28 protein-coding genes and 2 tRNA genes are annotated in these 25,829 nt (G+C 46.3%); 14 read left to right on the plus strand and 16 right to left on the minus strand.

Annotated elements, in window-relative coordinates; translation table 11 throughout:
* The first annotated feature begins 56 nt into the window (after positions 1–56).
* From C2759_RS07415 to C2759_RS07465, 11 genes are all read left to right on the plus strand, one after another.
* Positions 57–434, plus strand: coding sequence for an Mth938-like domain-containing protein (locus C2759_RS07415; protein ID WP_215304730.1), 378 nt, complete (start codon positions 57–59; stop codon positions 432–434).
* Positions 434–2,128: a glycosyltransferase family 39 protein gene (locus C2759_RS07420; protein WP_215354272.1), complete on the plus strand. Its 1,695-nt coding sequence runs from the start codon at positions 434–436 to the stop codon at positions 2,126–2,128. Before C2759_RS07415 ends, C2759_RS07420 begins: the two co-directional genes overlap by 1 nt.
* Positions 2,129–2,144: 16 nt before the next feature.
* Positions 2,145–3,317 carry a DegT/DnrJ/EryC1/StrS aminotransferase family protein gene (locus tag C2759_RS07425; protein ID WP_215354273.1) on the plus strand — a complete coding sequence of 391 codons (1,173 nt, stop codon included), beginning with the start codon at positions 2,145–2,147 and terminating at the stop codon, positions 3,315–3,317.
* A gap of 31 nt (positions 3,318–3,348) precedes the next feature.
* On the plus strand, positions 3,349–4,320 hold the full coding sequence (locus tag C2759_RS07430; protein ID WP_215354274.1) for a glycosyltransferase: 972 nt from the start codon (positions 3,349–3,351) through the stop codon (positions 4,318–4,320).
* Positions 4,321–5,190, plus strand: coding sequence for a formyltransferase (locus C2759_RS07435; RefSeq protein ID WP_215354275.1), 870 nt, complete (start codon positions 4,321–4,323; stop codon positions 5,188–5,190). It begins immediately after the preceding gene.
* Between the two features lie 45 nt (positions 5,191–5,235).
* Positions 5,236–6,282 carry a bifunctional UDP-4-keto-pentose/UDP-xylose synthase gene (locus tag C2759_RS07440; RefSeq protein WP_215354276.1) on the plus strand — a complete coding sequence of 349 codons (1,047 nt, stop codon included), beginning with the start codon at positions 5,236–5,238 and terminating at the stop codon, positions 6,280–6,282.
* A gap of 22 nt (positions 6,283–6,304) precedes the next feature.
* Entirely contained in the window at positions 6,305–7,222 is a 918-nt protein-coding gene (locus C2759_RS07445) for a polysaccharide deacetylase family protein (RefSeq protein ID WP_215354277.1), read from the plus strand.
* 50 nt (positions 7,223–7,272) lie between these two features.
* A complete protein-coding gene (locus C2759_RS07450; protein ID WP_215354278.1) occupies positions 7,273–7,740 on the plus strand; it encodes a peroxiredoxin in 468 nt (155 codons plus the stop codon).
* Positions 7,741–7,974: 234 nt separating this feature from the next.
* Complete coding sequence (locus C2759_RS07455) at positions 7,975–9,651, plus strand: PhoH family protein (RefSeq protein WP_215354279.1); 1,677 nt, start codon at positions 7,975–7,977, stop codon at positions 9,649–9,651.
* Complete coding sequence (locus C2759_RS07460; protein ID WP_215354281.1) at positions 9,632–10,162, plus strand: C40 family peptidase; 531 nt, start codon at positions 9,632–9,634, stop codon at positions 10,160–10,162. The genes C2759_RS07455 and C2759_RS07460 overlap by 20 nt, the downstream gene beginning before the upstream one ends.
* Positions 10,163–10,277: 115 nt before the next feature.
* The gene (locus tag C2759_RS07465) at positions 10,278–10,544 is read left to right on the plus strand and encodes a hypothetical protein (protein ID WP_215354283.1); all 267 of its coding nucleotides are present in this window, start codon (positions 10,278–10,280) and stop codon (positions 10,542–10,544) included.
* Positions 10,545–10,639: 95 nt separating this feature from the next.
* On the opposite strand, the gene dnaB is transcribed toward C2759_RS07465, so the two are convergent.
* The 6 genes from dnaB to C2759_RS07495 form a co-directional block, all read right to left on the minus strand.
* On the minus strand, positions 10,640–13,135 hold the full coding sequence (gene dnaB, locus C2759_RS07470) for a replicative DNA helicase (protein ID WP_251366943.1): 2,496 nt from the start codon (positions 13,133–13,135) through the stop codon (positions 10,640–10,642).
* A gap of 24 nt (positions 13,136–13,159) precedes the next feature.
* Positions 13,160–13,612, minus strand: a complete 453-nt coding sequence (gene rplI / locus C2759_RS07475) for a 50S ribosomal protein L9 (RefSeq protein ID WP_015421571.1) — start codon at positions 13,610–13,612, stop codon at positions 13,160–13,162.
* A 13-nt stretch (positions 13,613–13,625) separates the two neighbouring features.
* Positions 13,626–13,898, minus strand: a complete 273-nt coding sequence (rpsR, locus tag C2759_RS07480) for a 30S ribosomal protein S18 (RefSeq protein ID WP_011902267.1) — start codon at positions 13,896–13,898, stop codon at positions 13,626–13,628.
* Between the two features lie 13 nt (positions 13,899–13,911).
* On the minus strand, positions 13,912–14,205 hold the full coding sequence (gene priB / locus C2759_RS07485; protein WP_215354284.1) for a primosomal replication protein N: 294 nt from the start codon (positions 14,203–14,205) through the stop codon (positions 13,912–13,914).
* Between the two features lie 59 nt (positions 14,206–14,264).
* Positions 14,265–14,639, minus strand: a complete 375-nt coding sequence (gene rpsF, locus C2759_RS07490) for a 30S ribosomal protein S6 (RefSeq protein WP_046330543.1) — start codon at positions 14,637–14,639, stop codon at positions 14,265–14,267.
* A 133-nt stretch (positions 14,640–14,772) separates the two neighbouring features.
* A complete protein-coding gene (locus C2759_RS07495; RefSeq protein ID WP_215354286.1) occupies positions 14,773–15,849 on the minus strand; it encodes an asparaginase in 1,077 nt (358 codons plus the stop codon).
* Positions 15,850–15,911: 62 nt separating this feature from the next.
* Between C2759_RS07495 and lexA the strand changes: the two genes are divergently transcribed.
* Positions 15,912–16,631 (plus strand): transcriptional repressor LexA, encoded by a 720-nt coding sequence (gene lexA / locus C2759_RS07500; RefSeq protein WP_215354288.1) that lies wholly within the window; start codon positions 15,912–15,914, stop codon positions 16,629–16,631.
* A 68-nt stretch (positions 16,632–16,699) separates the two neighbouring features.
* Here the strand turns inward: lexA and C2759_RS07505 are convergent, their stop codons facing one another.
* The 5 genes from C2759_RS07505 to uvrC all read right to left on the minus strand — a co-directional run bounded on the left by C2759_RS07505 (position 16,700) and on the right by uvrC (position 20,122).
* Complete coding sequence (locus C2759_RS07505) at positions 16,700–17,158, minus strand: hypothetical protein (protein WP_215354289.1); 459 nt, start codon at positions 17,156–17,158, stop codon at positions 16,700–16,702.
* 94 nt (positions 17,159–17,252) lie between these two features.
* A tRNA-Cys gene (locus tag C2759_RS07510) sits at positions 17,253–17,326 on the minus strand.
* Positions 17,327–17,376: 50 nt separating this feature from the next.
* Positions 17,377–17,452, minus strand: a tRNA-Gly gene (locus C2759_RS07515).
* Between the two features lie 117 nt (positions 17,453–17,569).
* Positions 17,570–18,145, minus strand: a complete 576-nt coding sequence (pgsA, locus tag C2759_RS07520; RefSeq protein WP_215354290.1) for a CDP-diacylglycerol--glycerol-3-phosphate 3-phosphatidyltransferase — start codon at positions 18,143–18,145, stop codon at positions 17,570–17,572.
* 36 nt (positions 18,146–18,181) lie between these two features.
* The gene (gene uvrC / locus C2759_RS07525; protein WP_215354295.1) at positions 18,182–20,122 is read right to left on the minus strand and encodes an excinuclease ABC subunit UvrC; all 1,941 of its coding nucleotides are present in this window, start codon (positions 20,120–20,122) and stop codon (positions 18,182–18,184) included.
* Here uvrC and earP point away from each other — a divergent pair.
* Together earP and efp are read left to right on the plus strand one after the other, a co-directional pair.
* A complete protein-coding gene (gene earP / locus C2759_RS07530; RefSeq protein WP_215354297.1) occupies positions 20,121–21,200 on the plus strand; it encodes an elongation factor P maturation arginine rhamnosyltransferase EarP in 1,080 nt (359 codons plus the stop codon). The genes uvrC and earP overlap by 2 nt on opposite strands.
* Positions 21,201–21,287: 87 nt before the next feature.
* Positions 21,288–21,848 carry an elongation factor P gene (gene efp / locus C2759_RS07535; protein WP_046330550.1) on the plus strand — a complete coding sequence of 187 codons (561 nt, stop codon included), beginning with the start codon at positions 21,288–21,290 and terminating at the stop codon, positions 21,846–21,848.
* A gap of 49 nt (positions 21,849–21,897) precedes the next feature.
* Here efp and nagZ read toward each other — a convergent pair whose 3' ends face one another.
* From nagZ to era, 5 genes are read right to left on the minus strand one after another with little or no spacing between them, the layout of a single operon-like run.
* On the minus strand, positions 21,898–22,986 hold the full coding sequence (gene nagZ / locus C2759_RS07540; RefSeq protein WP_215354299.1) for a beta-N-acetylhexosaminidase: 1,089 nt from the start codon (positions 22,984–22,986) through the stop codon (positions 21,898–21,900).
* A gap of 45 nt (positions 22,987–23,031) precedes the next feature.
* Positions 23,032–23,424, minus strand: a complete 393-nt coding sequence (gene acpS, locus C2759_RS07545) for a holo-ACP synthase (RefSeq protein ID WP_215354301.1) — start codon at positions 23,422–23,424, stop codon at positions 23,032–23,034.
* 14 nt (positions 23,425–23,438) lie between these two features.
* The gene (gene pdxJ, locus C2759_RS07550; RefSeq protein ID WP_215354302.1) at positions 23,439–24,182 is read right to left on the minus strand and encodes a pyridoxine 5'-phosphate synthase; all 744 of its coding nucleotides are present in this window, start codon (positions 24,180–24,182) and stop codon (positions 23,439–23,441) included.
* A 12-nt stretch (positions 24,183–24,194) separates the two neighbouring features.
* A complete protein-coding gene (gene recO / locus C2759_RS07555) occupies positions 24,195–24,929 on the minus strand; it encodes a DNA repair protein RecO (protein WP_215354304.1) in 735 nt (244 codons plus the stop codon).
* 6 nt (positions 24,930–24,935) lie between these two features.
* A complete protein-coding gene (era, locus tag C2759_RS07560) occupies positions 24,936–25,829 on the minus strand; it encodes a GTPase Era (protein WP_251367058.1) in 894 nt (297 codons plus the stop codon).

Genomic DNA, 25,829 nt, shown 5'->3' on the forward strand with positions numbered 1-25,829 from the left:
GAAATCTAGGAAAAAACAGCTGGCTATAATCAACACAATTATGACAGAGAGTCCATGTGAAGCTTCAATCTGACCCCCACTCCGGAGCCAATACGATCACCGGTTACGGTGATGGCTACATCGAGATCAATAAGATCCCCTACAGTCATGCCGTTTTACTGAGTTCTGACGGTGAAATCTTGGAATGGGCCGTAAAGTCCTTTGAAGAGCTTAGTTCAGCAGATTTTGCTCAAATGGCTTCCCTGAAGCCTGAATTAATCATTATTGGCACCGGTAAACGCCAACGCTTCCCAAGGCCTGAGCTTTTAAAAACGCTCATTGAGGCTAAGCTGGGCTTTGAGGTCATGGATTCTCAGGCTGCTTGTCGCACCTACAACATTCTTGTCGGCGAAGGCCGTCAAGTCCTCCTCGCCCTTATTGTGGAAGCCGTCTAATGCAGTTTGGCCAAATTCGGCAGTCAAGCACCCTCAACCCAGTAACTATTTTGATTCTGGTTTTGATCTATGCCTTACTGTGGTTTGGCACCTTAAATTACCGTCACCTCATTCCGTCGGATGAAGGGCGTTATGCCGAGATTGCTCGTGAGATGCTTGTCACTGGAGATTGGGTTACTCCTCGCTATAACGGTTACAAGTATTTTGAAAAACCCCCTTTACAAATTTGGGCTACCGCTACAGCCTTTAATCTTTTTGGTATTGGTGATTGGCAAGCGCGCTTATGGACTGCGCTCACTGGATTTCTGACAATTGTGTTTATTGGATTTACTGGCGCTCGCATCTACAGCGCACGAGCAGGCTGGTTAGCTGCAATCGCCTTAGCCTCAAGCCCAATGTGGGTGATTGGTGGGCATATCAATTCACTTGATATGGGATTGTCAGCATTTTTAGTTGCTGCGCTTTGCAGTCTTTTGTTAGCGCAAACCTCTCGGAACTCGAGCGACACCAGAAACTGGATGCTAGCGTGCTGGGCCTTCATGGCATTAGCAACCCTATCCAAAGGTGTTATTGGGATCGCCATCCCTGGCATGGTGTTTATTGTTTATTCGATTACCGCTTGGGACTGGAAGATCTGGAAGCGACTTCACATCATTAAAGGCACGATTTTATTTTTAGCGATTACCGCACCTTGGTTTGTTCTGGTAGCCCAACGCAATCCAGAGTTTCTGGAGTTCTTTTTTATTCATGAACACCTGCAACGTTTTACACAAAAAGCCCATAGTAGGACGGGTCCGATTTATTACTTCATTCCACTACTGCTACTCGGCTTTCTGCCATGGATTGCGAAAACTCCTCAAGCCCTTGTTCAGGCTTGGCGGGAGCGTAATCGAGAATTTTCCAGCGGCTGGTTGCTCACCTGCTGGTTTGCCGTGATCATGGGATTCTTTAGTGTCTCTCAATCAAAATTGCCCGGCTACATCATCCCAGTCTTTCCAGCGCTGGCAATGCTTGTTGGTCATAGCCTAGATCGTAATCTGGGCCCTGGTAATGCACTGGGATTATCTTGGAGATTACAAGCACTCTTCTTTGCAATCTTAGGTGGCATTGGATTTTTCTTTTTAGGCGAAGTTGGTAAACAAGCAAGGCCGGATGAAATTGAGTCCTATGCACAATACATTTACTGGATAGTTGCTGCGTTGATTACCTTAATTGTATTTAGCCTCCTTACAGTCATGCAAAGTAAGCGCAATGGTTTGGGCAGCATTACCAGTTTTGCTTGCGGATTTTTTCTCTGCGCGATCATCGCCGGAACGGGTCATGAAACTCTGGGTCGCGCCGTATCAGGCATTGATTTAGTTGAGAGAGTCAAATCAAGTATTCCAGAGAAAGTGAATTTTTATTCCATCAGAATTCTAGATCACACAGTACCGTTTTATCTTGGTAGAACCATGATCATGGTGGAGTCCCCAGATGAGCTTGAGTTTGGCGTGAAGCAAGAGCCTGAGTTGTGGATCTCTACCTTTGCTGCTTTTATCGAACGCTGGAAAGAAGATCAAACCGCTTATGCCTTGATGGTTCCGGAACAGTATATTGAGCTGCAGAAACTGAATGTACCAATGCAAGAGGTGGGCAGAGATTCTCGGCGCGTTATTGTTAAACACCCGGATTCACAAAGCAACTCCACAAAATAAGTTTTTAAGGTTCGCCATGTCAACTACTGAAAACACTCTTCCCTTTATTCCTTTTACGCGCCCACACTTTAATCAAGAAACAATTGATGCGGTTACCGAGGTTTTGCGTTCCGGTTGGGTTACATCAGGTCCGAAGCTAGCTGAATTCGAGTCCACCTTAAGTGACTATTTCGGTGGTCGCCCTGTACGTTGCTTTGCCAACGGCACAGCCACCATGAAAATCGCTCTCCAAGTTGCTGGCATTGGGTCTGGGGATGAAGTCATCACTACTCCCGTTTCTTGGGTGGCCACTTCGAATGTGATTCTGAGTGTGGGTGCAACACCTGTATTTGTAGATATTGACCCCGTTACACGCAACATTGATTTAAACCAAATAGCTGCAGCCATTACACCAAAGACACGCGCCATCATGCCCGTCTATTTGGCTGGATTACCAGTCAATATGGATCAACTTTATGACTTGGCCAAGCAATACAAGTTGCGTGTAATTGAAGATGCGGCGCAAGCGTTTGGGTCGCAGTGGAGAGGTCAAAAGATTGGCGGCATTGGTGATCTCGTGAGCTTTAGTTTTCAGGCAAATAAAAACTTATCCACTGTTGAAGGCGGTTGTCTTATTCTGAACAATGCTGATGAAGCAAGACTTGCAGAGAAGTTTCGTCTTCAAGGTCTTACACGCCAAGGTATGGATGGCATGGATGTTGATGTACTTGGTGGCAAAGATAATTTGACTGATGTGAATGCAGTAATCGGTCTTCATCAACTAAAGCAGTTGCCAGCATTTCAAGTGCGCAGAACTGCCTTGGCCAGAATGTACTTTGATGCGATTCGAAGTGAAATAACGTCTGCTGGCTTAGACGCCCTTCATCTAGAACTGCCTGTGGAAAACTTCACCGACAGTAACTGGCATATGTTTCAAGTTCTACTCCCGCTGGAGCAATTGAATGTGGATCGCGCGCAGGTGATGTCTGAACTCAAGGATCTGGGCATTGGTACTGGTGTTCACTACCCTTTAATTACTGGATTTACGCTTTACCAAAAGCTAGGCTATCAAACCGAGGCTACTCCAGTAGCAAAGCGTATTGGTCGCTCTATTTTGACCCTCCCCCTTTTTCCAGGCATGGCTGATGAAGATATTGGCCGTATAGCCAAGGGTTTGACTGGAATCCTGAAGAAACATCGTAAAAACTAGGGCCGAGAGCGGAATCAGGCAAAATTGCACAATGACTGCAAATTTAGCTACCCAAGCCTGCAATCCCATACTCAGCGTTGTTATCCCCGTTTATAACGAGGAAGATGGCCTTCAAGCCCTGTTTGATCGTCTATATCCTGCGCTCGATGTCATGGCCAGTAAGCGCAACATTGCTTATGAAGTCATGTTTGTGAATGATGGCAGCAAAGATCGTTCGGCTGGCATTCTAGCTAAGCAAGTTGAATTACGTCCTGACGTTACGCGTGCGGTGTTATTTCATAGTAACTTTGGTCAGCATATGGCGATCATGGCTGGCTTTGAATACTCCCGCGGCGAATACATCATCACCCTTGATGCTGACTTGCAGAACCCTCCTGAAGAAATCGATGCCCTAGTAAATGAATTACTTCAAGGTCATGACTATGTTGGCACTATTCGTGCCGATCGTCGCGATAGCTTCTTCAGAAAATTTGCTTCACGCGCAATGAATCATTTACGCGAGAAAATCACTCGCATCACAATGACTGACCAAGGCTGCATGCTACGTGGCTATAGCCGTCGTATTGTTGATCTCGTTCGTCAGTGCGATGAGAGTAATACTTTTATTCCGGCACTGGCTTATACCTTTGCATCCAATCCAACTGAAATTACCGTCAAACATGAAGAGCGTTTTGCCGGTGAGTCCAAATACAGCCTCTATCAACTCATTCGCCTGAACTTTGATTTAGTGACCGGCTTTTCCGTAATGCCTTTGCAGATTTTCTCGATTCTGGGCATGTTGCTGGCAATGGCTGCGGGCAGTCTGTTTATTTACCTCCTTATTCGCCGCTTTGTACTCGGTGCCGAGGTTGAAGGGGTGTTCACCCTCTTTGCTCTTACCTTCTTCCTAATTGGCGTGATGCTCTTTGGTCTTGGTTTACTCGGTGAGTATATTGGCCGCATTTACCAACAAGTTCGCGAGCGTCCACGCTATGTTGTGCAAACTGTTTTAGAGAAAAAATAATTGCACGCAGTCGTCTTTGCTTATCATGATGTTGGCGTTAACTGCCTCAAGGCATTGCTAGATGCCGGTATTCAGATTGATTTAGTAGTTACCCATCAAGACGATCCCAATGAGAATGTCTGGTTTGGGAGCGTTGCAAAACTGTGTGAAGATCAAAAGATTCCTTACATCACACCAGACGCCAATCAGTTGATGGATCTCGTACCGCAGCTTCAAAAGCTAGCACCTGATTATCTTTTCTCCTTCTACTATCGCCACATGATTCCAGCAGAACTCTTGGCCTGCGCCAGGATTGGGGCCTTAAATATGCACGGCTCACTGCTACCAAAGTTCCGTGGACGGGCACCCGTTAATTGGGCCATTTTGCAGGGTGCAACAGAAACTGGTGCCACATTGCACATGATGGAAGTCAAACCGGATGCGGGTGACATTGTGGGACAGTCAACAGTCTCGATTGGGCCCAACGAGACTGCTACCGACGTCTTTGGCAAGGTCAGCCAGGCAGCTGTCACGGTGATTAACCTGGTCCTACCGGAACTTATTCAAGGTCACATCCCCAGAAAACCCAATAACCTAGCTCAAGGAAGCTATTTTGGGGGTCGCAAGCCTGCAGATGGGCAAATTCTGTGGCATCAAACGGCCCAACAAGTTCATAACCTCGTGAGAGCCGTTGCACCCCCTTATCCCGGTGCTTTTACAGACTGGCAAGGTCAACGCAGGATCGTGGCTCGCACCAGCCTAGAAGGTCCATTTCCGAAGCAGCTAGATCTTCAGGTTCCCGGTATCCAAGTGGTTGATAATCAGGTATTCGGCATTTGTGGGGACCAAAAGGCAGTTTCGATATTGGACTGGTTTCCAGCAAATAGCTAATAAATTACAAGCAGCACTCTTTAGATTAAAAACGAGGCAGTAAAGATGAAAAAAGTACTCATTCTTGGCGTAAATGGCTTTATTGGCCATCACCTTTCAAAGCGCATCCTGGAGACAACCGATTGGCATGTCTACGGCATGGATATGCAAAACGATCGTCTTGGTGATTTAGTAAGCCATCCTCGCATGCACTTTTTTGAAGGTGATATCACCATCAATAAAGAATGGGTTGAATATCACATCCGTAAATGCGACGTCATCCTGCCCTTAGTAGCCATTGCAACACCTGCAACTTATGTACAGCAACCATTGAAAGTATTTGAGCTCGACTTCGAAGCCAATTTACCAATCGTGCGCTCAGCAGTGAAATACAAAAAGCATTTGGTCTTCCCATCCACATCTGAAGTCTATGGTATGTGCGAAGACAGTGAGTTTGATCCCGCTAAATCCAATATGGTTTATGGCCCAATCAATAAGCCACGCTGGATTTATGCGTGCTCTAAGCAATTGATGGATCGTGTAATCTGGGGTTACGGTATGGAAGGTTTGCGTTTCACTCTCTTTCGCCCATTTAACTGGATTGGCCCTGGACTAGATAGTATTTACACACCCAAAGAGGGCTCTTCCCGTGTCGTTACTCAGTTCTTAGGTCATATCGTTCGCGGTGAACCCATCAACGTGGTTGATGGTGGTGCGCAAAAACGTGCCTTTACTTATGTTGATGATGGTATCGACGCCTTAATGCGCATCATCGATAACAAAGATGGTGTTGCTGATGGCAAAATCTACAACATCGGCAATCCAAAAAACAATCACTCTATCCGTGAACTCGCCAATCAGATGCTCGATATCGCTCGAAGTATTCCTGAGTACGCGAAGACGGCAAATGAAGTGAAGATAGTGGAAACCACCTCCGGTGCTTACTACGGCGAAGGCTATCAGGATGTTCAGAATCGCGTTCCCGCAATTGACAATACGATGACTGAATTGGGTTGGAAGCCGACGATCAATATGAGCGATGCGCTGAAGAATATTTTTGAAGCCTACCGCCATGACGTAGAAAATGCACGTCATTTAGTTGATAAAGAATAAGTAAAAGTATATTTAAGGCTTCATGGCTAAGATTGCACTCAAGGTAGATGTTGATACTCTGCGCGGGACCAAAGAAGGCGTCCCTAATCTAGCGCGGACGCTTGAACGCTTTGGCCTGAAAGCCACCTTCCTATTTAGCCTGGGCCCCGACCACACTGGCTGGGCCCTCAAGCGAGTCTTTAGGCCAGGCTTTCTAAAGAAAGTGAGTCGTACTTCTGTTGTTGAACACTACGGGGTTAAGACTTTGCTCTACGGCGTCCTTCTTCCTGGTCCCGATATTGGCAAACAAGCTGCGACTGAAATGCGTGCCATAGATGCAGCTGGTCATGAGACTGGTATCCACACTTGGGATCACGTTGCCTGGCAAGATGCCGTACGCAATCGCGATGCTCGATGGACTAAAGCGCAGATGCAAAAAAGCTGGGATCGCTTTGTAGAGATCTTTGGTCATCCACCCGTTACTTATGGCGCTGCTGGCTGGCAAATGAATGAAGCCGCTTTTGAGCAACTCGATCAATGGGGTATCAAATATTCTTCTGATGGCCGAGCTGAACCTAACTTGATGCCATACCGTTTTGAATTACCTTCCGGTAAAGCAAAGCACGTGCAGTATCCAACTACTCTACCAACTTTTGATGAGTTGATTGGAATAGATGATGCCGACGAATTTGGAGCCGTAAAAAAACTGCTTGAGATTACACAAAGTAATCCGAATGATCAGGTGTTCACTCTGCATGCAGAGCTTGAAGGTCAGAAGCTTCTACCCGCCTTTGAGCAACTACTGGCAGGCTGGCTAAATCAAGGACATGATCTAGTGACCATGGGTGAACTTCATCAATCTTGGGCAGCTACCAAGCAACTGGATAAAATAGCTGTGCAGCCAGTGAGCTGGGGAGAAATACCCAATAGAAGTGGTGAACTCATTTTGCAAACGGCATAAACAAGCTCAGAATACGTAATATATAAAGTTAAATATAAGAGAGTCCTATCATGACAGTAGAAATTGGCAAACCAATGCCCCAATGTGCAATCCCGGCAACATCAGGATTGACCTTCACACCAGACTCAGCCAGAGGCAAAAAACTGGTTGTCTACTTTTATCCAAAAGATATGACTCCAGGCTGCACTGCGGAGTCCGGTGAATTTCGAGACAACATTGAGGCCTTCACTAAAGCCAATACTTTGATCGTTGGTGTATCTCGGGACAGCCTCAAGTCTCACGATAACTTCCGAAGCAAACTGGAGCTACCATTCGAACTCGTTGCCGATACCGAAGAGATCCTATGTCAACTCTTTGGCGTTATGAAAATGAAGAATATGTATGGCAAACAAGTGCGTGGCGTCGAGCGCAGCACCTTCCTCTTTGACTCTTCGGGCATGCTAGTAAAACAGTGGCGTGGTCTTAAGGTTCCCGGACATGTGACAGAGGTATTACAAGCAGCCCAAGAGACTAAATAATTTTTAAATTAATTTAATCTGGGGCACTTGCAAAGCCCAAAATTTGGGGTAAAGTAGTTCTTATGCACCGTAAACGACGGGAAAGTCTCACAATCCGTTTGACTCATCAGCCTGAACACTTAAGCACAGGCTCGGCAAACAACCCCCGCAGTTTTACAGATCTTTTTACACCCAGTTTCGTTATAAACCGTCATTGCAATCCGCTTGACGGTTTTTTCTTTTAGGAGAGTCTACATGCCATTGCCCCCAATCCCAACTCAAATTGCTGGCCAAGTAAAAATTAGTAGCAAGGACACTCCAAATTTAAAAAAGCGTCCTGCGCCAGCAAAAACTGTTGTGATGGATAGTCATGCGTCAGATTGGGCAACAGATGTAGAGGAAGATCTTTCTGCTGCTGAAATAGCACTTGAGAAAATTAAAAGTGATCACAGTGAAGTAGCTGTCCGTAGTAAGCGCAGTGATAACAAGATAGTGAATATTCCAGAAAAACCAAAACGCATTGTTCGTACAGGTCCCCCGAGCCTATTTGTCCTAGACACCAACGTATTAATGCATGATCCAAGCTCTCTATTCCGCTTCTCTGAGCACGATCTCTTCTTACCAATGACTACTCTTGAGGAGTTGGACAACCACAAGAAAGGTATGACTGAGGTTGCTCGTAATGCCCGTTCAGTCAGTCGCTCCTTAGATCAATTGGTAGCTGGTACTAGTGGCACATTAGATGAGGGCATCCCCCTTAACAAACTTGGCAATCAAGATGTATCTGGTCGACTCTTTTTCCAGACAAAGTTGACCACTCAAGCACTACCAGAAGGTTTGCCCGAAGGTAAGGGTGACAACCTTATCTTGGCAGTGGTCAGCGAGCTTCAAAAGACACGTCAAGGCCAAGAAGTTGTTCTGGTATCCAAGGATATCAATATGCGCATTAAGGCGCGCGCGCTTGGTTTGCCTGCTGAAGATTACTTCAACGATCAGGTTTTAGAAGATCGCGACTTAATGTATTCCGGAGTTATGGCACTACCCACAGACTTTTGGCCAAAGCATGGAAAAGATATGGAGAGCTGGGCTGACGGCAAATCTGGAACAATGTTTTATCGTGTAACTGGCCCTTCAGTTCCAAGCATGTTGGTGAATCAGTTTGTCTATCAAGAAAATCCCGATGGATCCACCCCGTTCTATGCTCAAGTTAAAGAGATCAATGGCAAGACTGCCCTCCTCCAAACCTTGAGAGACTTCTCTCATCAGAAAAATAATGTATGGAGCGTAACAGCACGCAATCGCGAGCAGAACTTTGCCATGAATCTACTCATGAACCCGGATGTGGACTTCATCACATTGCTGGGGCAAGCCGGTACTGGTAAAACTTTGCTGGCATTAGCAGCCGGCCTTGAGCAAGTGTTAGATAGTAAGCGTTATAACGAGATCATCATCACTCGAGCCACTGTTCCTGTAGGTGAAGATATTGGCTTTTTGCCAGGCACCGAAGAGGAGAAGATGCAACCTTGGATGGGTGCGTTTGATGACAACCTTGAGGTGCTACAACGTAATGAAGAGGGCAGCGCTGGTGAATGGGGACGTGCCGCTACACAGGAACTGATTCGTTCGCGAATTAAGGTGAAGAGCATGAACTTCATGCGTGGCAGAACTTTTGTGAGTAAGTTTGTGATTATTGATGAAGCGCAGAATTTAACTCCAAAACAAATGAAAACCTTGGTTACTCGCGCGGGTCCTGGAACCAAGATTATTTGTTTAGGTAATATCGCTCAGATCGACACACCTTACTTAACCGAAGGCTCTTCAGGCCTAACTTATGTGGTGGATCGCTTCAAAGGCTGGCGTCATGGTGGACATGTGACCCTGGCTCGCGGTGAGCGTTCCCGTCTTGCGGATCATGCTGCTGACGCACTCTAAGCAAACTTTCTCATGCCGCACTCTGATAGGGTGCGGCATTTTTATTTGCACACTTCTCTTGCTGACAGGGTGTAGCAGCTTTGGCCCAAAGAATAGTGCGGCCAAGGTCAGTCAGTTCAAACAAGACACTAGCGTGGGTACCGAAGATATCTCGATCGCTGCAGTGGGCTTGGTTGGCGTACCTTATCGCTATGGCGGCAATAATCCCAACGCCGGGTTTGATTGCAGTGGATTAATTGCTTATGTCTACAAGAAGTCTGCAAATATCAAGCTACCAAGGACTATTCAGGAGATGAGCATTCGGGGCCAAAGTGTGGATAGTGGCCCACCTGCACCTGGTGACCTCGTTTTCTTCAACACTACTGGTGCAAAGTATTCGCATGCAGGCATCTATGTAGGTCAAGGTAGATTTGTCCATGCCCCAAGCGCCGGAGGAACTGTACGCTTGGAATACATCACTACACCCTACTGGGCGGCTAGATTTACTGAGGCTAGAAGATTGACGCCTTAATTATTAGCCTTTCGGCCGATAGCATTAACACTGTATTCCCAAAATACTGAATATTGTTTACATTTATAAGAAGAACAATTGGTTCTTTAGATTACTCATTTTTGGAGTGGCTCATATGAAGAAAATCATTATCGTTTTAAGTGTTGCATTTAGTTTTGCAATTCCGTCCGTTACTTTTGCAGATCAGGCAGCTTGCGAGGCAAAGGCAGTTAGCAAAGAAGGTAAGCCGCTCTATGGCGCTGCTAAAGACGCATCTATTAAGAAATGTATGGGTGATGCCAAACCCAATGATTGCGAAGCTAAAGCAGTCAGTAAGGATGGCAAGCCGCTTTATGGGGCTGCTAAAGCTGCATCTATTAAGAAGTGTGAAGGCGGAAACTGAATACCTGTCGCATCAAGTTAAAAAGCCTCGCATTGCGAGGCTTTTTTTATTCTGAGTTACTGTTTATATATCGCTACTTATTATTTTTATTTGAATTAGAACGGTTCGTACCCACCAGAGGAGTATCCAACTGATCCCATCGCCAAGTTATCAAACTTGGTATATGGACCCTGCCAGCTTAAACGCACAGTACCAATTGGTCCATTACGTTGCTTACCAATAATGATCTCCGCCATACCTTTATCTTGGGTTGTATCTGGGTGATACACCTCATCACGATAGATGAACATAATTAAGTCAGCGTCTTGTTCGATCGCACCCGACTCACGCAAGTCAGACATGATTGGGCGCTTGTTAGGTCGTTGCTCAAGGCCACGGTTTAACTGTGACAAGGCAACTACTGGGCACTGTAACTCTTTTGCAAGTGATTTAAGAGAGCGTGAGATTTCTGAAATCTCTGTCGCGCGGTTCTCAGAACCAGAGCCACTCATCAACTGCAAGTAATCAATTACAACAAGGCCAAGTGTTCCGCCAAAGTTACGAGCAATACGTCGTGCACGCGCACGTAACTCTAAACTGGAAAGAGCGCCAGTCTCATCAATCAAAATTTGGGTATTGCTCAAGCGGGCAATGGCATCCGTAACACGTGGCCACTCATCATCTTGAAGCTTACCGGTACGCATACGGCCTTGGTCAACGCGCCCCACTGAACCCAGTAAACGGGCAGCCAATTGCTCACCCGACATCTCCATTGAGAAAACAACGACTGGCAAGCCTTCGGCCAACGCGACATTCTCAGCGATATTGAGTGCAAATGCAGTGTTATGAGTCACCACGTATTCATTGGTGACGTAGGTTCTATCTGGATGGCTAACTGAGATGCATTGGGCCGCAGCAACTCTAGATGGCTCAATGCTCTTAAATGAAAGTCTGCGCTGTCGATCCCAGCTCGCTCTGAGCCTTTCTTTCTTTTCAGGCAAAGTAAATGCTTGAAATCCAGGGCCAAAACTCATATTCAAAACATAAGCTAAACGACCCTGCTTTTTTTCACCCTTGTAGGTGTAGCTAGACTGTTTTTCTGCGATTGAACAAAAGCCGCCCAATGATCTAGCCAAAGTGGCAACGTCTTCTGATAATTGCTTGCTTGCAGTACAAAAACGAATGGAGCCCCACTTCTCAATCCAACCATCAGTGTCCATCAAGCCCTGAAATAGGGCGAGACGGGCAGTCTTGTTGGCTTCAAGATAAGTAGCGGGGATGTATTTATCAAAACTTCTACAACCCAAAACACCGAGATCTTGTAAAGCAGAGCGGAAATAATTTGTTGGCACGGACTGACGTTGGCCATTAGCAGCAATTCTAGCTTTAGAAACCAATCTCCAGTCATATGCGTTGGCATGAACTAACTCCATCTCATAGCCAGCTAGAGCATTCATGCGTTCAATAAGCTCGGGAGACTTAGTCGAGAACATCACGCAACCGTGAGATAAAGCCAAAGTCCCATCACCGAGTAATGCGCCCAAAACCCATGGGTTAATTGGTAATATATTTGAATGACCAAAATCACCTGAAACAGGATCTATCCACAGACGATTCTTGTATCGAACACAAGAAAGCATTTCTATTAAACGCGCAGTATTAATGACTTTGGGCGCATCCCAATCGCGATACATGACGCGCCAAAGATGCTCATCGCAGCACTCAGCTTCACGACCATCTGAGAAAGTGACTCTATAAATCTGTTTAATGCCTTGCGGATAGATGCCAGTCACCATAGAGTGCTGACCATCCACAGAGGCTAGGCGATCGCCAAAACGTAAATCGCCCATCAACTTCCATCCATCAACTGTTTTTACTTTAGCATCCAGTGGTTGCGCTTTACCCATGGACGGTCTACCAGCAACTATCACCAAGTCGCCTTTTTGCAGACCACTAGTTTGCTTATCTAAATCAATAAATCCAGTTGCAATACCAGTGATGTCGCTACCACCTTGACGGTTATATAACTCATCAATGCGCGCAACAACGGTTTTCAGTAGTGGTTCGATCTCGAGGTAATCGGCTTTACGACTACCCTCTTCACCAATTTGTAGAATGCGTGACTCTGCTTCATCTAAGAGCGTTCTAACAGAACGACCCTCCGGAACAAATGCAGAGTTAACGATGTTGTCAGATACTTCAATTAGGCGACGCAGAATGCTGCGATCACGAACAATGTCGGCATAGCCTTTGATGTTCGCTGCACTAGGTGTGCTCTGCGCCAATGAATTGAGGTAATCAATACCAACTAAGTCACCACCCTGCTCAGACTTAACAGCCTCATGAACAGTAATGACGTCAGCAGGATGATTGTCGCCAACTAAACGCTGAATGACCTTATAGATCAGAGCATGTTCAGGACGATAGAAATCTTTATCAGTTAACACCCCACCCAGGCGATCCCAGGCTGTGTTGTCAATCAGTAGACCGCCGAGCAAAGATTGCTCGGCTTCTACAGAATGCGGCGGTACTTTTAAAGCCTGCAAGGCTGGATCCCCAGAACCCATCATGCCAGGATTTGACATAAGGGGGCGTGAGCGGGATTCAGCCATGAGGCTAGATTACAGATCTAAAACTTACGCTTGCTCACCAACTACACGGATAGTGATGTCAGCCACTACATCGGTATGAACAGCTACCGCTACAGGGTGATCACCAACCATCTTCAACGGGCCAGTAGGCATACGTACAGAAGCTTTTTCAATTACAAAGCCTTTGGCTTTCAAAGCATCAGCGATGTCATGATTGGTTACAGAACCAAACAAACGACCGTCAACACCCGCTTTTTGACCGATTTCAAGAACCAAGTCTTTGAGCTTTGCGCCAACCGCTTCAGCGGCAGCCAACTTCTCAGCTGCCAACTTCTCCAACTCAGCGCGACGTACTGCAAAGTCAGCGATGGCTGTTTCAGTTGCACGACGAGCTTTGCGTTGTGGGATTAGGAAATTACGAGCGTAACCGTCTTTAACACGAACGATGTCACCGAGGTTGCCCAGGTTAATTACTTTTTCTAAAAGAATGATTTGCATTGAGGGCTCCCAATTATTTCTTGTGTTGATCGGAGAATGGCAACAAAGCCAAGTAACGAGCACGCTTGATAGCAGTGTCTAACTGACGCTGATATTTAGCTTTTGTGCCTGTCAAACGTGCAGGAGTGATCTTGGCGTTCTCGCCAATGAAGTCCTTCAACGTGTCTACATCTTTGTAGTCGATCTGCTCTACGCCAGCAACAGTGAAACGGCAATAACGCTTACGCTTGAACAATGGGTTCTGAGCTGGTTTCTTTTTGAAATCGGGTTTCTTTCCAAACGCCATGATGATTTCCTCTTTAATTTTTCAATTGAATATGGGTGATATGGAAAACCAGTCTTTGATTACGTAGAGTCTTGGGTGCTAAGAATCCTTCAAACACTGCCTTGGCTCCTAAATCCATTTGCTCTAAGCCCTTTTGTATCGGACCAATTGCTATGGCTTCAACACTCATCTGAATTTTCCTAGCCACTCCTACCTCGTTTACTTCGCCGCTATGTTCTAGCTGGCAATGCATCACCGGTATTCCTGCTGGTGTAAATCGAATTGCGTCTTTAGATACCAAGAATGCAGTTAGGGTGAAATGATTCAACGCCGCTCCGTCACTCTGATACGTTTTCTAGTCTGTGTATTCCTCTTCAAATTTCTAACTTAAACCGCTGCTACAGGAGCGTCGGATTGAGCTGATTTGCGCGCTTCTTCACGTTGCACTTCTTTCATCATGATGGAAGGCTCTGTTTCAGCTTTCTTTGTCTTGATGATGAGGTGACGCAAAACAGCATCGTTAAATTTGAATGCGTGCTCGAGCTCGTCCAGAGTTTTCTGGTCGCACTCAATATTCATACAAACGTAATGGGCTTTAGCAAGTTTGTCGATCATGTAAGCCATCTGACGACGACCCCAATCTTCCATGCGGTGAATTTTGCCGCCAGCAGCAGCTAATGTCGCTTTATAGCGATCGATCATCGCAGGCACTTGCTCGCTTTGGTCCGGGTGGACGATAAAAACGATTTCATAATGACGCATCTAACACTCCTTAAGGATAAAGTCACCTGAGCGTCTTGCTAACTTCCGATGGTTTTAAAGTTAGCGTCAGTGTGACAAGGTAGTAACAAATTGTAGGTAAAACTAACTACTCATATTTACAGCTTTTAAGTACTTACTTAATTTCAGGTAAGTCCGCTATTCTAGCAAAAAAATCCTGCCAAGTCAGGGGTTTACCGGCTTTATTTGCCTGCTTTGCAGCATTTAACGCCAATTGAAGTGCAATTCTGGCTCTAGGCGCAGTCAGAGACCCTGAGGCACAGCATCCAGGCTTATCCAACTCAGGAATGTTTCGCAAAGTAGCCCCGGCACCTGTTCTCGTTGTCCTCGCCAATGCAATACCCTGAAGCATCGCCCGGTCCAAAGGCTCGATCCAGCCATCATGAAAGCCACCGTGCCCCGAACCAGCAAGAACAAAGCCTTGGACGGCACTACCAAGCCACTGCGCGATGGTTTCAGGACGAGCACCCGCATGACTTGTTAGGATCTCAACCCAAGGCCACTGTGCTTCCTCCGGAATAGGCAAATCTTCATTCCAAGCTGCCTGTACAGCTTTCACGCCAGATACCCAAGATGGGTTAACCAAACCTACCGAACTGGACGGGGCATTTTGTAATGGCGCATTCAAAGCCGTAGCATGGCGCTTAGCTAAGTCCATTGCCATACATCCACGCCCGTCCATCACTGCGTAAATACCACCAGGAAAGTTATCAATAGGCGTGGAAGCCCATCGCAAGGCGTCCAAAAGATTTGAGGGGCCATCGGCTCCAGGCGCATTACTCGGGAGCATGGCCCCAGTCAAAATGACCCTCTTAGACTGAGTCTGCGCTAACTTGCCACACGTTGCCTGCAAAAATAAGCCTACTTCTTCAATCGTATCAGTGCCGTGGGTAATCACAATTCCCTTTACAGCAGCATCTGATAGGGCCTCCTTTACAGCAAGTCCTAGACTAGTCAGGTGAGCCTCGGTCAGATTACGACTATTAATATTCGCTAACTGACGTGAAACTAGATTGACCCCCGCAGGGACCACCGAATGAATTTGAGCTACTAGAGCGTCAACCCCGACTAGACCGGCTTCATATTGAAGAGGGCTGTCTTTAGGGTTGGGGGCGAGACCTGCAATGGTGCCGCCCATACCTAAAATCAGGATATGGGGTGTATTTGCAGAAATATTAGATGTTGAGCTCATTCATCCATTATCCGCCCTTCAAATTGCTTGAATATTCAAAAAGTGCTGTATACAATCCCAGTATGGACATAAATACAGTCGATTTTCCAGAGGGGCTGACTGCCCTCCCCAAACTCACCTCACGTCAAAGTGAGATTTTGGAATTGATTACCAAGGCCATCGATGAAAGTGGCTCCCCCCCTACTCGCGCTGAAATTGCAACGCAACTCGGTTTTGCATCAGCCAACGCTGCTGAAGAGCACTTACGCGCCTTAGCAAAAAAAGGATATATCGAACTGACACCGGGAACATCTCGCGGCATTCGTATTCCACAACGATTTAATCAAACGCACAATCCTAATAAATATCGTCAGATGTCATTACCCTCTGGCGCTCTTCAGCAACTCACATTGCCACTCATTGGTCGTGTTGCCGCAGGTTCTCCAATCATGGCTGTTGAGCACATTGAAAAACAAGTGCCAATTGATCCAAGCTTGTTTAGCAAAGGTGCTGATTACTTACTGAAGGTAGTTGGTATGAGCATGCGCGATGCTGGCATTCTGGATGGCGACTATCTTGCAGTACGAAAAACTTCCGAGGTTCGTAACGGCGATATTGTGGTTGCGCGTTTAGATGATGAAGTCACAGTAAAACGTTGGAACCAAAAGAAAACTGCGGATGGCATGGTAATTGAATTGCAAGCTGAGAACCCAGACTTCAAAAATATTTTGGTAGATAGACGTCAACCGAACTTTGCGGTTGAAGGTCATGCTGTTGGCCTCATCAGGGCTGGCGGACTATAAGCTCCGCCCCGCTAAGCAAAAGGCCTCGTTTAGAGGCCTTTTTCTATTGCTAAGCGATATAAGTATTTTTATTTCTTAGTTGGCGCAACTACGTTTGCGTTCTTTGGTGATGCAGTGATAGTGATAATTGTCTTTGGACCAGTGAATGGACCTTCATTTAGCTCTACTGTTGAGGTGCGGTCACCCTTAGTGAAAACCAAAATACTGGTTTTTGATTTCACTGCACTCACGGTAGTCCAACCCGCTTTAGGGTATTCAGCTTGGAAGAATGCGTAAATATCCGTTGGGGTTTGCACACCAGATAAAACTACGCGCCCAACCCAGTTATCACCACGACCAATGATTAAAGAATCTGAACCGATGATTTTGGATGCCGCAGGCAATGGCATATCACCTAAGAGTTGTGTCTGAATTTCTTGAACTTCACTGGGCGTACCTGTTGGAGAATCACCAGAAGATGCACATCCACCCAGCAGAGTGGATAAGACTAAGCAAAGCGCACTAAGTTTTAGAGTTTGAAATGTCATTGTTTACCATGATAGCCCAAAGTGATTAACGCATAAGAGCTTACAACATTTGTAAGCTTCTTAGGCTACACGATTCATTCGTCAACTCAAATTCTGGAGGCGCGTGAGGGAATCGAACCCCCGTACGAAGCTTTGCAGGCTCCTGCCTAACCACTCGGCCAACGCGCCATATGCTTGAATCAAAAATGGGAAGCTTTTTTAGGGCTTCCCATCGAACTTGGAGCGGGAAAGGAGGTTCGAACTCCCGACCTATACCTTGGCAAGGTATCGCTCTACCAGCTGAGCTATTCCCGCATAACAGGGCAACAGTTTAGCAAACAATTTGAGGGAACGCATTATTCATGGAGAAGGCTGTCCACTAGCAGGGCTGATGTTTTCGCTAGACCCTTATCGGCAATGGGTTTGTGGATATTACTTAGCTTTCTCAACTATCTGAGGCAAAGCCTTTTTCATGTAATAAAACATGGACCAAAGCGTCAAAAAGGATGCAATCCAAATTAACCAAGTGCCAACTTGCGCGCAATTGAGCCAACCAAAAATGGTGTCGTTTAACAATAAAAATGGAATTGCTACAAGTTGAGCCGTAGTCTTTAGCTTGCCGACCATATGCACAGCAACGCTTTTGCCGGCACCTAAGAGCGCCATCCACTCTCTTAATGCGGAGATGGTAATTTCACGTCCAATGATGATGAGGGCAACCCAAACCTGTACGCGGTCCATGTTCAGGAGAACCAACAATGCAGCAGCAACAATCAACTTGTCTGCTACCGGGTCTAAGAATTGACCAAATGCTGACTCCTGTTTCATTTTGCGAGCTAAGAATCCATCTAACCAATCAGTCACAGCAGCAAAGATAAAAATCACTGTAGCTGTGAGATTTTTTTCAAAGGGAGTAAGCCAGTCATTAGGTAAATAGAACACTGCAACGACAAGCGGAATTGCGGCAACACGCAACCAGGTCAGGGCAATAGGTAAATTAAACGGCATTGTTCAAGCATAAACTAATGTGAGCTTGCTGGGCAATCAATGGAGTTGTCTATAAATTAGCTCTGCCAATGCAGTAGATATCCCCTCTACGCTGGAGAGCTCTTCGATAGTGGCATTAGAAACGCCACGCAAACCTCCAAAACGGGCTAGTAATTTTTGGCGACGTTTTGCTCCGATCCCCTCAATCTCTTCTAGCTGAGAGACTGTTCTGGCTTTTGCTCGTTTAGCACGCATGCCCGTAATGGCAAAGCGATGTGCCTCATCTCGGATTTGCGCAACTAATAACAAAGCTGCGCTATCAATACCGAGTTCAAGCGATTTACGTCCGTCCGCAAAAATAAGCGTCTCGAGACCTACCTTACGGCCTTCCCCTTTAGCAACACCAACAATCAACCCAATATCCATGCCAAATTCAGAAAGAACTTGTCTTGCCATCTCGACCTGACCTTTGCCACCGTCAATCAAAATCACTTGTGGCATCTTCTCAACCGGGAGCTCTTGGAAATTTGCATAACGGCGCTGTAGGACCTGACGCATTGCAGCGTAGTCATCACCCGGTGTAATGTCATTAATATTAAAACGACGATATTCACTAGACTGCATCGCATTTTTGGAATACACCACACAAGAAGCTTGTGTGGCCTCACCAGAAGTATGACTAATGTCAAAACACTCAATACGCAACTGCTCGAGACTTTCCAATTCCAAAGCCAAAACATCAGCTAGCGCTCGCGCTCTTGCTAGTTGTCCACCAGTCTCGACCAAACGCTTTGCAATTGCAATCTTGGCATTACCTTCAGCCATACCCAGCCAATGTCGTCTTTGGCCTTGTGGCTGATGCAGGAAAGTAATGCGCTTACCGGCTTGCGCATTGAGTAAGTCATGCAAGCCTTCTGGAGCTGATTGCTCGGAAATATCCTCTGCACTTTCTTCCGGCGCCGCAATATCATCAACCAACTTTCTTAAAGGATGATTCAGAATCAACACCGGTGGAATTAAATTGGTGGTCGCCTCGCCATCACCTGACTTCTCCTCTAGGTAATGCTGCGCAATAAAGGCTTCTAAAATTTCTGCGGGGGGTGGCAACTCTCCAGAACTTGAACGCAAGCCTTTAGGGAAATAGGCTCGATCACCTAAATGGCGTCCGCCCCGAATCATTGCTAAGTTGACGCAAACCACGCCTTCCATTTGAGCTACAGCTATGACGTCAACATCACCCTCACCATCAGCAACGGTATCCATCGACTGCTGCTGCAAGACGCTAGAAAGATCTGCAATACGATCTCTTAATACCGCAGCCATTTCAAATTCCATAGCATCGCTGTAGGCATGCATCTTTTTTTCAAGCTCAGAAAGCACGCGACTATGATCACCCTCCAAAAAACGGGTTGCTTGAGCTACGTCCTGACCATATTGATCTGCGCTCAGACGACCAACACAAGGTGCACTACAGCGATGAATTTGATGCAGCAAACAAGGACGGCTACGGTTTTTGAACACTGAGTCTTCGCAAGTCCTCAGACGAAAGACTTTTTGCAAAATCTGCACGCTATTACGTACTGCCCATGAATTCGGAAATGGTCCAAAGTAGTGATTGCGCTTATCTGTTTTTCCTCGATAAGAGGCTAGACGTGGAAACTGGTGTCCCGTCAACATCACATAGGGATAGGACTTATCATCTCGGAAGAGAATATTGAATGGAGGGGCTAACTCCTTAATTAAATTATTCTCTAAAATTAAAGCTTCTGTTTCTGAGCGTGTTACTGTAGTTTCGTAGCGGGCAATTTTTCCCACCATCAGCTCTATACGTGGTGAAAGCTGAGTTCGCTGGAAGTAACTAGATACCCGCTTTTTGAGGTTGCGCGCTTTTCCGACATACAGAATATGTCCCGCCTCATCAAAGAAGCGATACACCCCCGGCAATCCGGGTAGCCGTTTAACATCCTGCTGAAGGGTTTCAAAAAGCGAATTGCTCATGCGTTGGGATATTTTCTGTCAAATCGTAGATAACTATGGTGATGCCGGTGTTTGCTGGCGCCTAGCAAGAAGCTTAACAAGTCTTCATGGCCAAGACGTGCGCATTTTCTGTGATGATCTGCCAACCCTTAATTTACTCGCTTCTGGGGTTGACCCAAAAATCCAGCGTCGTATCGACATCCAACCCTGGGAAGCTAGTCATAACAATAGCCGCCATCCAGTTGAAGCCCCCGATATCGTGATAGAGGCATTTGGATGCGAGCTTCCCGATCGCTACCTTGCAGGCCTGCTGATTGCTTCAAAAAAACCCATCATCATCAATCTAGAGTACTTAACTGCAGAGCCTTGGATTGTGGACTTTCATCAGAAAGCATCCCCGCAGGCACATGGTATTCCGAAATATTTTTTCTTTCCTGGATTCCAGACTAATGCCGGTGGCATTTTGATAGATCCAATTCCCCAAGAGTCATCATTAACTGAGCAATTAGTTCCTGAGAGTCTCAGGGCAAGCTGGAAGCTCTTGCGACCTAATGCAAAACGCATCAGTGTTTTTTGCTACCCAGGTGTACCACTCCTGAAATGGTTAGAGGATCTAGCAACATTAGATGGGAACTTTGACATCGTCCTGACGCATGGTCAGCTTGAGCAATTGCAGTTCAGCTCTGGCCATCCTACCAAAGCGCTTATCCTACCCAACTCGATTCAGCTCATCTCAATTCCTTTTGTGTCTCAGGATGAATACGATTGGACGCTCTCTCAATGCGACTTCAATATTGTTCGAGGTGAGGATTCTTTTGTCAGAGCGCAATTAGCGGGCAAACCTTTCATCTGGCATATTTACCCACAAGAAGATCGCGCGCACGAAACCAAGTTGGCTGCATTTTTAGATCTCTATCTTGCAGAGGCATCACAAGAGCTTAAACACGCCGTCACTGCAGCAATGACTTGGGCAATGCCTAACAAGTGGCATCACTCCATTGATGACTGGAACACCCATTCCAAGGCCTGGCGAGCAGATTTATTAGAAAAACAAGCCGATGGTGGCCTAGCTGCCCGTCTAATGAGCTTTGTAGGCTGATCTTGGGCTAAAGATACCTGCGGGCGGTTACAATCTTGTTTTTGATAAAAACCGCAGAAAAACAACTCTGCACCCAGGAATAGCAAGATGAAAACAGCACAAGAACTCCGCGTTGGTAACGTAGTCATGATTGGCACAGATGCCATGGTCGTTTTAAAAGCAGAATACAGCCGCTCAGGCCGCAACTCCTCTGTTGTAAAAATGAAATTCAAGAACTTGTTAACTGGTGCGCCTAACGAAGGCGTATTCAAAGCAGATGACAAGTTTGATGTGGTGATTTTGGACAAGAAAGATTGCACCTACTCTTACTTCGCAGATCCAATGTATGTATTTATGGATACCGAGTACAACCAATATGAAGTAGAAGCCGAATTCATGGGTGATGCATTGCATTACCTAGAAGAAAGCATGCCTTGCGAAGTCGTGTTCTACGAAGGTAAAGCGCTCTCAGTAGCCATGCCAAACTCTTTGGTTCGTGAAATCATTTACACAGAGCCAGCGGTTAAAGGCGACACTAGTTCAGGCAAGGTCTTGAAGACTGCAAAATTAGCCACTGGCTATGAATTACAAGTACCACTGTTCTGCAATACTGGCGATAAGATCGAGATCGACACTCGTACCGGTGAATATCGTAGCCGCGCTAACTAATTAGATCGCTCGTTAAGGAAAAGCCCGGTACGCCGGGCTTTTTTATTGTCTAGGTAATGAGCTTCAGTTGCTGAAGCAAGCCTTTGGCATGTTGGTATTGCGCTTCGCCTTGTAATTCATCCCAGGCAGGAGCTGTGGCAGTCGGCATCAAGCGATTTAATCGAGTTGCGGATTCAGCTTGTTTTGTTTTGGAAACTTTTAGCTGACTCAGCAATTGATCTGCAAGATCAGGGCGATTACAAATCAACACCGCGTCGCATCCTGCCTCCAGCGCCATATCAGCACCCTTCACTACAGAGCCAGCAACACTGGCACCCTCCATAGAAAGGTCATCACTAAAGATCACACCTTGAAATCCTAATTCTTGACGCAAAATAGAATGCAACCAGACCTTAGAAAATCCCGCTGGGTTTTTATCTACTTGCGGGTAAATCACATGAGCCGGCATCACCGCAGTCAAACTCAAATCTAACCACTCGTAAGGCTTAGCATCGTCATTCAGAATTTTCTGCAATGGGCGCTCATCTACCGGAATGGCCACATGAGAATCCGCCTCTGCCCAGCCATGCCCTGGAAAATGCTTTCCGCAGTTGGCCATACCCGCAAGTCGTAAGCCTTCATTCAAACTCTTAGCCAATGCAAAGGTGATTTGTGGATCACGGCTAAATGCACGATCGCCGATTACACCGCTGCGACCGAAGTCCAAATCCAGAACAGGAGTAAAACTAAAGTCTACACCGCAAGCCCTTAACTCAGCAGCTAAGATGTAACCACAGGCAGTTGCTGCTGCCATGGCAATGGCGGCTGATTCAGCGCTATGTTTTGGTTTGTGCGTTGATTTATTTTTTAACCCCCAAAGTTCACCAAGCTTGCGCATGGCAGGCAAATGGGTGAAGCCATCCGTTCTGCAGCGCTGCACCCGTCCACCCTCATGATCAATCGAAATCAATACATCGGAACGGAGTTTTTGAATTTCTGAAGTGAGCTTTGTGAGCTGCTGGCGATTGGCAAAGTTTCTGCCAAACAAAATCACGCCACCGGTAAGGGGATGCAAGATGCGACGACGATCCTCAGTGCTTAACTCGAGACCGACAACATCTAAAGTAACTGGGCCTGGCTTCATGGTCGACTTATTCATGGATTCCTCGAAATTTTTTGGTTTTATATATTTTTGAGAGTTGTATTATTTTTGAACTACGATGACATGGGCTATTGCCATGTCTTGTTCATCACTAACAGTAACCTGGGCTTCCCAGTTTTTATCCTGCATAAATTGCGCCAGTGCGCCCAAATACGATGTCACTGGTTTACCGCTAGGCTCGTTTAGCGTTTGAAGGGAACGCCAAGTCATTGGCATTCTCATACCTAAACCAATCGCTTTGGAGAATGCTTCTTTTGCAGCAAAGCGCGTTGCCAAGAAAGCAATACCTCTCTTGTGATTTCTGGCTAAGCGATGTTTAAAAACCAACATCTCATCTGGACCCAGGATTTTTTCAGCAAGGCGGCCATTGGTGCGATCGTAAGCAGCTTGAAGTCGCTCGATTTGCAAAATGTCCGTACCTATGCCAATGATCATTTGATGTTTAATATTTAAGCGATTGCCCTGCCCTGAACCATCAGAGCTTTCATATCCGTAATTGCTTTTTGCCAACCCTTAAAGAGCGCTTCAGCAACAATGGCATGCCCGATATTGAGCTCGGATAGCTCAGTAATGGCGGCAACCGGTATCACGTTGCCCTCATGTAACCCATGACCTGCATTGACGCGCAAGCCAATGCTTTTCCCAAACTGGGCCGCTTTTCTGATGCGCTCGAGCTCTTGCTTCTGTTGATCACCAGCCAAATCTGCGTAACGACCAGTATGCAATTCAACTACTGTGGCACCCACATCTTTAGCAGCTTGAATTTGCCGCTCTTCGGGATCAATAAAAAGTGAAACCCGTATGCCAGCAGCTTTTAGTTGTGTAGTGGCAGCTTTGACTGCATCAAAATGACCTACGACATCTAAACCACCTTCAGTAGTAACCTCTTCACGCTTTTCAGGAACAAGGCAAACATCCTGCGGCTGAACCCGACAGGCGATGTTAATCATCTCAGGAGTAACGGCGCACTCTAGGTTCATACGCGTCTGAATCAAAGGGCGTAGCGCTATCAAATCTGCATCTTTAATATGACGACGATCCTCACGTAAATGTAAGGTAATTAAATCAGCGCCAGCTTCTTCAGCCAAGCGAGCGGCTTTTAATGGGTCAGGATAGATCGTGCCGCGCGCATTACGCAGGGTAGCGACGTGATCGATATTGATACCAAGCTCAAGGATATTGGGGTTGCTCATGCTTGTAGATTACTAGATTTTCTTGAGATCAATCAAAATCTGACGGGTAGTGAGCACTTGATCTTGAAGGTGAAGGCCCAATAAGAAGCGCATTAACTGCTTGCTCTCAGAAAGCGTTTCTTGATCAGAAAAGTCACCTGCTGCGATGGCTAGGAGGGATTTACCGCTCAAGACTGGCCAATGGCCTGGATCATCCACTTGTACAGGCCTGACACCACGCTCCGGCTGATAGACGTACTGTTCTTGTGAGACTGGAGCGCTGTGGGTTTCAACGCAGCAATCCAATGCTGCTGCATATCCGGTCTCTTGCAAGAGTGTTAACTCAAAGGGACGCAAAATTTCCTCTAAGCCCTTAGATTGAAACTCAAGATTAGATAAGGCAGAGATCGTATCAGTGTAATGGTCGTAGAGTTTTTCATAGTCGTCTTCACGAGCCAGAAACTTGACTAACAACTCATTGAGATAGAAGCCGCAGAGTAATGCATCACCCACTAAAGAGGGTGTTCCACCAACCCACTCTGACTTCGTTAAAGTACGCAACTCAGACTTGCCACTCCAAGAAACCAATAGGGGTTGAAAACGCTGTAAGACTGGACGCAATACCGAATGTGGCCGCTTAGCACCTTTAGCAATCAGTGCCATACGGCCATATTGCCGTGTAAAGACATCCAGAATTAAGCTAGTTTCCTTATAAGGAATGCTGTGCAATACAAAAGCAGGTTCGTCAGCAACACGAATGGAGGCCATGAATAATTACTCTAGTCCCTGCGCCCGTAATTCAGCACGATCATCTGCCCAACCACGCTTGACCTTAACCCAAGTTTCCAAAAAGACCTTGCCGTCAAAGAGTTTTTCCATATCAATACGAGCATCGGTGGAGATCTTCTTCAATCGCTCACCCTTGGCACCAATAATCATTGCCTTGTGGCTATCGCGATCAACCAAAATCGTTGCTGCAATACGGCGCATCTTGCCATCCATCTTGAACTGATCAATGACTACTGTGCTGGTGTAAGGCAACTCCTCACCAGTGAAGCGGAAAACCTTCTCCCGCAGAATCTCAGCAGCCAAGAAGCGCTCACTGCGATCAGTGATGGTATCGCCATCGTAAACTGCTGGCGCTTCAGGTAAATAGCCTTCAAGTACGTCTAATAATCTTTCAATATCCCCAGGACTCTTTGCACTCATCGGTACGATTTCAGCGAACTCACACTTCTGATCTTCATGACCGCCTAATACACACCAAGGCTGACTCATCTCTTTCATAAAATTCAGTAGAGCCTGATCACGCTCTGAGGGAGTCTGGAAGCGGCTATTAAATAGGTCTAATTTGTTTAACACCAAGACAACCGGTAAGTCATCTGGCAGTAACTTCAAAACCTTTTTGTCATCCTCGCCAAAGTAACCAGCCTCAACTACAAAGCAAGCGACATTCACATCTTGCAAAGCCGTAGTTACCGTGCGATTCAATGCCTTATTTAATGTATTGATTAAACGAGTCTGAAAGCCCGGTGTATCAATAAAAATGAATTGCGCTTCTTCGCGATTCTGAATACCTAAAATACGGTGACGCGTGGTTTGTGCCTTACGGGAGGTAATGCTGATCTTCTGACCGACCAAAGCATTTAAGAGGGTCGATTTGCCCAT

The organism is Polynucleobacter sp. MG-Unter2-18 (genome assembly GCF_018687675.1).
Taxonomy (GTDB): Bacteria; Pseudomonadota; Gammaproteobacteria; order Burkholderiales; family Burkholderiaceae; genus Polynucleobacter.